The organism is Streptomyces sp. SID5910, from assembly GCF_009862125.1.
Taxonomy (GTDB): Bacteria; Actinomycetota; Actinomycetes; order Streptomycetales; family Streptomycetaceae; genus Streptomyces.
In genome coordinates this window covers 1-8,512 of the sequence record NZ_WWHX01000233.1, presented here as the reverse complement: position 1 = coordinate 8,512, position 8,512 = coordinate 1, and the positions used below count along the sequence as shown (strand labels likewise).

Annotated in this window: 7 protein-coding genes; all 7 read right to left on the bottom strand. The window is 72.8% G+C overall.

The window, feature by feature from the left end:
• On the bottom strand, positions 1-1,784 hold a 1,784-nt coding region (locus GTW67_RS08505; protein ID WP_161164198.1), incomplete at its 3' end, for a sulfatase-like hydrolase/transferase.
• Positions 1,781-2,710 carry a formylglycine-generating enzyme family protein gene (locus GTW67_RS08500; protein WP_161164197.1) on the bottom strand — a complete coding sequence of 310 codons (930 nt, stop codon included), beginning with the start codon at positions 2,708-2,710 and terminating at the stop codon, positions 1,781-1,783. The genes GTW67_RS08505 and GTW67_RS08500, both read right to left, overlap by 4 nt.
• Positions 2,707-4,581, bottom strand: coding sequence for a dipeptide ABC transporter ATP-binding protein (locus tag GTW67_RS08495; protein ID WP_161164196.1), 1,875 nt, complete (start codon positions 4,579-4,581; stop codon positions 2,707-2,709). Before GTW67_RS08495 ends, GTW67_RS08500 begins: the two co-directional genes overlap by 4 nt.
• Positions 4,578-5,438 carry an ABC transporter permease gene (locus GTW67_RS08490; protein ID WP_161164195.1) on the bottom strand — a complete coding sequence of 287 codons (861 nt, stop codon included), beginning with the start codon at positions 5,436-5,438 and terminating at the stop codon, positions 4,578-4,580. The genes GTW67_RS08495 and GTW67_RS08490 overlap by 4 nt, the downstream gene beginning before the upstream one ends.
• Positions 5,439-5,442: 4 nt before the next feature.
• Positions 5,443-6,387, bottom strand: coding sequence for an ABC transporter permease (locus GTW67_RS08485; protein WP_161164194.1), 945 nt, complete (start codon positions 6,385-6,387; stop codon positions 5,443-5,445).
• A gap of 2 nt (positions 6,388-6,389) precedes the next feature.
• The gene (locus tag GTW67_RS08480; RefSeq protein WP_161164193.1) at positions 6,390-7,982 is read right to left on the bottom strand and encodes an ABC transporter substrate-binding protein; all 1,593 of its coding nucleotides are present in this window, start codon (positions 7,980-7,982) and stop codon (positions 6,390-6,392) included.
• A gap of 299 nt (positions 7,983-8,281) precedes the next feature.
• A complete protein-coding gene (locus GTW67_RS38460; RefSeq protein WP_351136315.1) occupies positions 8,282-8,365 on the bottom strand; it encodes a putative leader peptide in 84 nt (27 codons plus the stop codon).
• Positions 8,366-8,512: the final 147 nt, after the last annotated feature.

Below are 8,512 nucleotides of genomic sequence, written 5' to 3'. Positions count from 1 at the left end.
AGACGGGCCAGTTCACGGGCCAGCTCGGTGAGTTGCGCGCGCCCCGGCCGGCCGGTGAACGCGGCGATGTGCAGGAGCGTGCCACCGCCGCGCAGGGTGAGCAGCTCGCTGTCCAGCAGCCCCGGCACGATGCGGCGCACGGCGTCGGCCGCCGCCGGCTCGGCCAGCAGCCGCGCGAGCGGGGTACGCAGGTTCAGCGCGCCCTCGGGGAACTCGTCGGCACGGGCGGCCGGTTCACGCGCGGCGTCGGCCCGCTCGCGCTGCGCGGCCACGAGCAGGTGCCCCTGGTCCACGAAGTCGGGGTCGTGCGGGAGGCTGAGGCGTTCGTACTGGTCGCGCGGGGCGTCGTTGGCCCGCAACTGCTCGACCAGCAGCCGGATCATGCGCAGTTCGACGGCGTCGTCCACGATCGGCCGCTCCTGCCGCGGGTCGGTCGCGAGGTCGAAGAGCAGCGTGCCGAACCGCTGCGGACCGAGCAGCGCCGGCGCGGGCGCGGGGACCCGGACGGTCCGCACGCCCTTGGTGAAGGAGAAGGGTTCCGCGAGCGAGATGTCCGCGAGCTCGCCCGGGGTGAAGCGGCCGCGGATGCGGGTGGGCATCAGGGTGTGCTCGTTCAGGGGCAGGTTGGTGTCGTCGTGGCAGGCCCGCATGTAGACGTGGCGGCCGTCGGTGATGTTGACGTGGCCGCCGAACATGCCGAACAGGGCGGAGGTGCGCGCGGGCCCGGCATCCTTCGCCGCGCCCGCCTCGCCCAGGGGCCGGCCCTGCATGTCGGGCGTGCGGTCGACGCCGAAGTACTCCAGCAGGGTCGGCGCGAGGTCGATGGTCTGGACGAGGGCGGCGTCACGGGTGCCGGCGCGGTCCGGGCGGCGCGGGTCGTGCACGAAGAGCGGGGTGTGCACCAGCTCCTCGTACCAGGGCTGGACCACCTTGGCCCACCAGCCCTTCTCCCCGAGCAGGAAGCCGTGGTCGGTGCACACGATCAGCAGGGTGTCCTCCCACAGGCCGTGGGTGTCCATGGCGTCCAGGACCCGGCCGAGCGAGTGGTCGCACATGGACAGCAGCGCCGCGTACTCGTAGCGGGCGTGCTCGACCTGCTCCGGCGTCTCGGTGACCCGGTTGTAGTCGGGCCAGTCGAAGTGCGGGCCGTCGTAGTCGTGGGCGTAGAGGTCCTTGTAGTGGGCCTGCGTGAAGAACGGCTCGTGCGGGTCGAACGTCTCGATCTGGAGGAACCAGTCGTCCTCCGCGTGGTTGACCCGCAGGAACTCCAGCCCCGCGTCGAAGGTGAGGGTCTGCGGCTGCTTGGCCTCGGTGTCGAGGTACTGCCGGTTGACCCAGTCCTGGCGCCACAACTCGCCCCGCCCCGCGCGCAGGTCCTCGGGCGGGCGCGGGTCGGCGACGTGGCCCTTCCACGCGTCGCCCTCCTGCCCGCGGAAGAACTCCCAGGTGCTGTAGCGGCCGTGGTAGGTGGCGCCGCCGTCCTCCCAGTAGTGCTGGTGGTCGCTGACCAGGTGGGTGTGCACCCCGTGCTGCTTCAGCAGCTCCGGCATGGAGTCGTCGAAGGGTTCGAGCGGGCCCCAGCCGCGGTGCAGGAAGTTGTGGCGTCCGGTGTGCAGTTCGCGGCGGGCGGGCATGCAGGGCATCGAGCCGGCGTAGCAGGTGTCGTAGGTGACGGTGCGGGCGGCGAGGCGGGCGAAGTTCGGGGCGTGGACCCACTCGGGTCCGCCGTAGGGCGGCAGCATGTGCCGGTTGAGGCTGTCGAACATCACCATGACGGCCTTCACGGGGCGGTACGTCCTTCCGGTGCGGCCGGCTCCGTGTCGCGGGCGCAGCGGAAGCCGCCGTGGCCCGTGGAGGAGTCGGGGGTGTTGTGGGAGCGGGCGGCGACCCGGTAGCGGTTGCAGTAGGAGGCGTGGCAGAGGTAGGAGCCGCCACGGATGACCCGTTCGTCGCGGCCGTGGGCATCGAGGGTCCACTCCCACACGTTGCCGGAGGTGTTGTACAGGCCGAACCCGTTGGGCTCGTACGCGGTGACGGGCTTGGTGCCGGTGCGGCCGCCGGGCCGGTCGGAGCGGTGCGGGAAGTGCCCTTGCCAGGTGTTGCACATTTCCCGCCCACCCGGCGTGAAGTCGTTCCCCCACGGATAGCGGGCGCCCTCCAGGCCACCGCGCGCGGCGTACTCCCACTCGTCCTCGGTGGGCAGCCGCAGCCCCGCCCAGGCGCAGTACGCCAGGGCGTCGTGGTGGGAGACGTGCACCACCGGGTGGTCGGCGCGGCCGTCGAGGTCGGAGCCGGGGCCCTCGGGGGCGTGCCAGGACGCTCCGGTGACGCCGAGCCACCACGGCGCCCCCGGCACCCGGCCGAGGACGTGGCGTTCGGCGGCGGGGTGCAGCAGGAGGTGGAAGACGTACGACGAGCCGAAGCGTTCGGCGTCGGTGCGGTGGCCGGTGGCCTCGACGAACGCCGCGTACTGGGCGTTGGTCACGGCGGTGGCGTCGATGGCGAACGGGGCGACGCTCACCTCGCGAACGGGCCCCTCGCGGTCGGCGTGGTAGCCCTCGTCGAAGGCGTCACCGCGCAGGAAGGTGCCGCCGGGCAGCTCCACCATGGCGGGATGGGCGGGCCGGCGCGCCCGCGGCAGGGGGAGCAGCCCGGTGGACGCTCCCGATCCGCCGCCGCAGGTGCGCCCGGGGGAGCAGCAGGCGCTCATGCCGGCACCTGCGTGGAGCGGGGCTCGCGGCGGCGGGCCGGCGGGACCGGGTCGGGAGCGGCGGCGAGCAGCGCCCGGGTGTAGGGGTCGGCCGGGTTCTCGCACACCTCGTCGGCGCTGCCGGTCTCCACGATCCGCCCCTGGTGCATGACGGCGATACGGTGGCTGACCTGCCGCACCACGGCGAGGTCGTGGGCGATGAAGACGAGGGAGAGCTCGAGGTTGCGCTGGAGGTCGGTGAGCAGCCCCACGATCTGGGCCTGCACGGAGACGTCCAGCGCGGAGACCGGCTCGTCGCAGATGAGGACGGACGGCTCGGGGGCGATGGCGCGCGCGATGCCGATGCGCTGACGCTGGCCGCCGGAGAACGAGCGCGGGCGGCGGTCGGCCGCGGACGGGTCGAGCCCGACGAGCAGCAGCAACTCCTCGACTCGCCGCGCCCGCAGGCGCCGGTCGCCGATGCCGAAGGCACGCAGCGGCTCCGCGATGATCTCGCCCGCGGTCATCCGGGGGTTGAGGGAGGCGTACGGGTCCTGGAACACCATCTGGATGCGGCGCCGTACGGTGTGCAGGTCGCGGCGGGAGGGCCGGGTGATGTCCACGCCGTCCAGCCGCAGCGAGCCCGCGTCGCTCGGGTGCGCGTGGGCGAGCACGCGAGCGAGGGTGGACTTGCCGGAGCCCGACTCGCCGACGATGCCGAGGGTCTCGCCCGCGGCCAGGGTCAGCGACACGTCGTCCAGCGCGGTCAGCGAGCGGCCGCGCAGTCCGCGGCCCCGGTACGTCTTGCGCAGTCCCTCGGCCTCCAGGACCACGGCGCCGGGGCGGGGCCGGTCGATCCGGGCGGGCGGGGACGCGGCGGGCAGTGGCGCGGACCGTGCCGTCGCGGGCGGGCAGGCCGCCCGTACCGTCACCTCGTCCGGGCCGGCCTGCGTCGTGACGGCGACCAGCGGCGGGGTGGCGGTGCGGCAGCGGTCCTCGGTGAGGGTGCACCGGTCGGCGAAGGCGCAGCCGTCCGTGAGGACCGACAGGTCGGGCGGGGCGCCGGGGATGCCGGTCAGCCGGGTGCCGGACGGCGAGGACAGCCGGGGCACGGCGGCGAGCAGGCCGGCGGTGTAGGGGTGCCGCGGGCGGGTGAGGACCTCGGCGGTCGGGCCGTCCTCGACGACGGTGCCGCCGTACATCACCAGGACCCGTTCGCAGGCGCGGGCCACGACGCCCATGTTGTGGGTGATGAGCACCAGGGCGGTGCCCGTACGGCGGTTGAGGTCGCCGAGCAGCGTGAGGATCTGGTCCTGGACGGTGGCGTCCAGGGCGGTGGTGGGCTCGTCGGCGACCAGGACGTCCGGTTCGCCGGCCAGGGCCATGGCGATCAGGATGCGCTGGCGCTGGCCGCCGGAGAAGCGGTGCGGATGGTCGTCCAGACGGCGCTCGGCGTTGGGGATGCCGACCAGGTCCAGCAGCTCGACGGCCCGGGCCCGGCGGGCCGCCTTGTCCCGGCCGCCGTGGGCGCGCAGCACCTCGTCGAGGTGGGCGCCCGCGGTGAGGACCGGGTTGAGGGCCGTCATCGGGTCCTGGAAGATCATGCCGATGCGGGCGCCGCGGACCTGCCGCAGCTCGTCCTCGCCGGCGGCCGCGAGGTCCTGCCCGTCCAGCAGGACGGAGCCGCGGGCGACGCGTCCGGTGCCGGGCAGCATCCGGAGCAGGGCGAGTGCGGTGGTGGACTTGCCGGAGCCGGACTCCCCGACGACGGCCAGGGTCTCGCCCCGGTCCAGGGTGAAGGAAACGTCCCGTACGGCACGGGTGAGGGTGCCGTCGGGGGCGGTGAACTCGACGTCCAGGCCGCGTACGTCCAGCAGCGCGGGGGCGGTCATCGGCGTATCTCCCGGTTCAGTGCCTCGGCGATCAGCGACAGGCCGAGGACCAGCGCGGTCACGGTGATCAGGGGGCCGGCGGCGAAGTGCGGCGCGTCGGCGAGGTAGGGCATCGACTGGCTCAGTACGGCGCCCAGGGTGGGCTGCGGGGGACGGACACCGACGCCGAGGAAGCTCATCGCGCCCTCGATGAACACCGCGACGGTCAGGGAGACGGCGATCTGCACGACGAGCGGGTCCACGGCGTTGGGCAGGATGTGCCGGGTCAGGACGCGGGTCCGGGAGGAGCCGCCGACCCGGGCGGCGGTGGCGTACTCGCGTTCCCGCTCGACCAGGATGCCGGTGCGCAGGAGCCGCCCGAAGGCGGGGATCTCGGCGAGGGCGATGACCAGCACGACGGGCAGCCGGCCGGGGCCGAGGATGGCGGTGACGGCCAGGGCGAGGATCAGTCCGGGGAAGGCGAGGACCAGGTCGAAGGCCCGCTGGACGGCGGTGTCCACGGCTGGGTGGACCGCGGCGAGCAGCGCGAACAGGCAGCCGAGCAGCGCCCCGAGGGGCACCGCCAGGGCGATGATGCCGAGGTCGGCGCGGATGCCGTAGAGCAGTCGGGCGAGCAGGTCGCGGCCGAGGTCGTCGGTACCCAGGAGGTGACCCGGGGTGCCGGGGCCCGCCAGGGACAGGTCGGACTGGTCGGTGGGGCTGTGCCCGGCGAGCAGCGGGGCGAGGAGCCCGGCGAGCACGACCAGCAGGACGAGGGCGAGGCCGACGCGGCCCCTGACGGAGGCGAGAGCGGCCCGGTAGGGGTGGCGGGTCCTGCGGGCGGGTTTCCCGGGGGCCGGGAGGGTGATGGCGGTCATGGTGTCACTCCCACCTGATCCGGGGGTCGAGCCAGGCATGGACGAGATCGGTGATCAACTGGACGAGGACGAAGACGGTCACCAGGAGCAGCAGCAGGTCCTGGACGACCGGGTAGTCCCGGCGGGTGAGGCCCTGCTCGGCGAGCTGGCCGAGACCGGGCCAGGCGAAGATGGCCTCGACGAGCACGGCACCGCCCAGCAGATGGCCGGTCTGCATGCCGAGCAGGGTGACGACGGGCGGCAGCGCGTTGGGCAGGGCGTGGCGCCACAGCAGCCGGCGCGGGGGCACGCCCGCCGCGGTGGCCGTGCGCACGTAGTCCTCGGCGAGGGCGCGTTCGATGCCGTCCTTCAGATAGCGGCCGAGGATCGCGGCGCTGGGCAGCGCCAGGCACAGCGCGGGCAGCAGCAGATACTGCACACCCAGGTCGGGAGCGGTCAGGAGGGAGACGCGGCCGCCGGACGGCAGCACCTTCAGGACCACCGCGAACAGCAGCACCAGCAGGACGCCGGTGACGAACGGCGGCACGGCCAGCGCCCCGGTCGTCAGGACTCGGACCGTCGCGCGCACCCAGCCGCGGCGCGCGGTGGCACCGAGCACCCCGAAGGCGGTGCCGAGGACGACGACGAACAGCAGGGCGCCCAGGGTGAGTTCGACCGTCGCGCCGAGCCCGTCGCCGATGAGGTCGGCGGTCTGGCCGCCGATGGCGTACGAGGGGCCGAGGTCGCCGGTGAAGAGGCCGCCGATCCAGTGGACGTACTGGAGGGGCAGGGGGTCGTTCAGGCCGAGGCCGTCCCGGATGGCGGCGACGGTCTCGGGACCGGCGTCAGGCCCGGCGAGGGAGGTGGCGGGGTCGCCCGGCACCAGGCGGAGGATCGCGAAGATCACGACGGAGGCGACGAGGAGGACGAGGAGGGCGGACGGGAGCCGCCGCAGCAGGTGGACGCCCATGCTCAGGCCGCCAGGTAGGCGTCGTCGAGGTTGAGGTAGGCGAACTTGTTCAGCGTGACGCCGTGCAGGTCCTTCGCCGCGACCTGGACGTTCCCGCGGATGACGAGGTCGATGATGAACGCCTCGTCGAGGAGGATGTCGGATATCCGGCCGTGCAGCGCGTTCGCCGCGGCGCCGGTCGCGGGACTCGTCCACGCCTCGCGGACGACCTGCGTGTACGTCGCCGACCGGTACTTCGAGGTGTTCTTGGCCTCGTTGAACGGATAGGCGCTGACCGCGAGGGTCGACGGCTGGACCTGGGCGAACCCGTGGCTCATCGTCCACAGGGCCGGCATCTTCTGGGAGATGAGGTTCTTCTGCGCGGTGGCCGGGTCGGTGGGCTGGAGGGTCACATGGACGCCCACCTGCTTCAGGTCGTACTGGAGGGACTCGGCGACGGCGGTGTCCCCGGGCAGCCCGAGGTGCAGCAGGGGAAGGTCGAGGCGGGTGTGTCCGGCGGACTTCAGCAGTTCGCGCGCCTTCGCGGGGTCGTGCGCGTAGTGGGTGCGGCCGGCCTCGGTGAAGGCGGGCGACGACTTCGGCCAGGGTGCCGCCGAGGCGAGGCCGTAGCCGCCGAGGGTCTGCTTCAGGATGCGGTCGCGGTCGACGGCGTGGGCGAGGGCCTGCCGGACGGTGCGGTCGTTCAGCGGGGCGACCGTCGTGTTGACGCCGAGGTACTGGGCGCCGGCGCCCGTGTCGTATTCGGTGACGGTGAGACCGGCGTTGCTCTTGACGGCGGCGAGGTTCCTGCCGGGCACCTGGAACGTGAGCTGCGACTGGCCCGTGCGCAGGGAGGAGACGAGGGCGTCGGCCTGCGGGATCACGCGGAACTCGACGGCGTCGAGGTAGGGGCGGCCCTGCTGCCAGTAGGCGTCGTTGCGGGTGAAGCTCAGCCCGGAGCCCGGGCTCCACTTGGTCAGCCGGAACGGTCCGGTGCCGTTGAGCTTCGTCCCCTTCAGCGCCTCCTCGACGGAGTTCCGATCGGTGATGATCATGAACTCGAAGAGGTCGAAGAGGTTGTTGACGCGGTGGGCGAGCTTGAGCACCAGCTTGTGGTCGCCCTGCTTCTCGAAGCCGGTGATGACCCCCGCCGTCGCCCTCAACTGGGCTGCCCTGGCCGGGTTCTGGAGGTTCTTCACGGCGAAGATCACGTCGTCGGCGGTGAACGGCCGGCCGTCGTGGAAGGTCACACCGGAGCGCAGTTCGAGAGTGATGCTGCGGCCGTCCTTCGCGTACTGCCAGGAGGTCGCCAGCTCGGGCTGCGGTGTCAGCTCGTCGTCGTAGCGGGTCAGCGTGTTGTAGACGAGGCGGTGCTGGAAGGACTGGCTGCTCTGGGCGAACAGGAGGCTGGGGGTGAAGTCGCTGTTGATGGCGACACTCACCGTGCCGCCGCGCCTCGGCTTCGCGGCGGCCCCCTTCTCGGCGGACTCAGACTCGGAGACGGCCGAGCGGCAGCCCGCCAGTCCCAGCCCGAGGAGCAGGGTGCCACCGCCGGCGGCGCGCAGCGCGGTCCGCCGGGAGGGTGTGGCGGCAAGGGAAGGGTACGACTCGGTCATCGGATGCCTGCCTGTGACGATTCGAAGGACGATGAGGTGACGTCGGGACACGGCGAACGGCGCCGCGCGCTCGACGTCGCGGATCATTACTTCCGCTGCGAGCGGAATGCATGGCTGCGAGGTCGTGCGAACGGCTCACGGTTCGGCACGGAAGTGCGCGCGTCGGCGCTGCCGGCGGGGATCGGCGTCTACGGACGATCCGCGATGCTCAGCGCGTTCGGGCGCGTGTCAGGAGAGAGGGTGCGTGGGCGAGCCGGAGGCGTCGGCGGGAAGACGCGGTGCGCTCGCGGGCGTGGTGATCAGACGCGGACGGCACAGACCGCGCTGGCCTGCCGACACAGGTCGACGTGCCTGCGGGAGACGAGGCGCTTGTCTGGATTCACGCCAGCAATATGACAGTGACCTCGTCCGGCGGTCAACGACGCTGTCCGTCCAGTGAGACGACCTCAGTCGTTCCGCTTCGTCTCCGCCCTCTCCTCCATCGTCCGCAGTGGCGCCCTGAACAGGGGGTTCAGCAGTACGGTGCCGGA

What these genes read in the sequence shown, in the direction of transcription:
- GTW67_RS08500 (WP_161164197.1), bottom strand. Translation starts at nt 2,710, where the DNA reads ATGAGCGCCTGCTGCTCCCCCGGGCGCACCTGCGGCGGCGGATCGGGA.
- GTW67_RS08495 (WP_161164196.1), bottom strand. Translation starts at nt 4,581, where the DNA reads ATGACCGCCCCCGCGCTGCTGGACGTACGCGGCCTGGACGTCGAGTTC.
- GTW67_RS08490 (WP_161164195.1), bottom strand. Translation starts at nt 5,438, where the DNA reads ATGACCGCCATCACCCTCCCGGCCCCCGGGAAACCCGCCCGCAGGACC.
- GTW67_RS08485 (WP_161164194.1), bottom strand. Translation starts at nt 6,387, where the DNA reads ATGGGCGTCCACCTGCTGCGGCGGCTCCCGTCCGCCCTCCTCGTCCTC.
- GTW67_RS08480 (WP_161164193.1), bottom strand. Translation starts at nt 7,982, where the DNA reads ATGACCGAGTCGTACCCTTCCCTTGCCGCCACACCCTCCCGGCGGACC.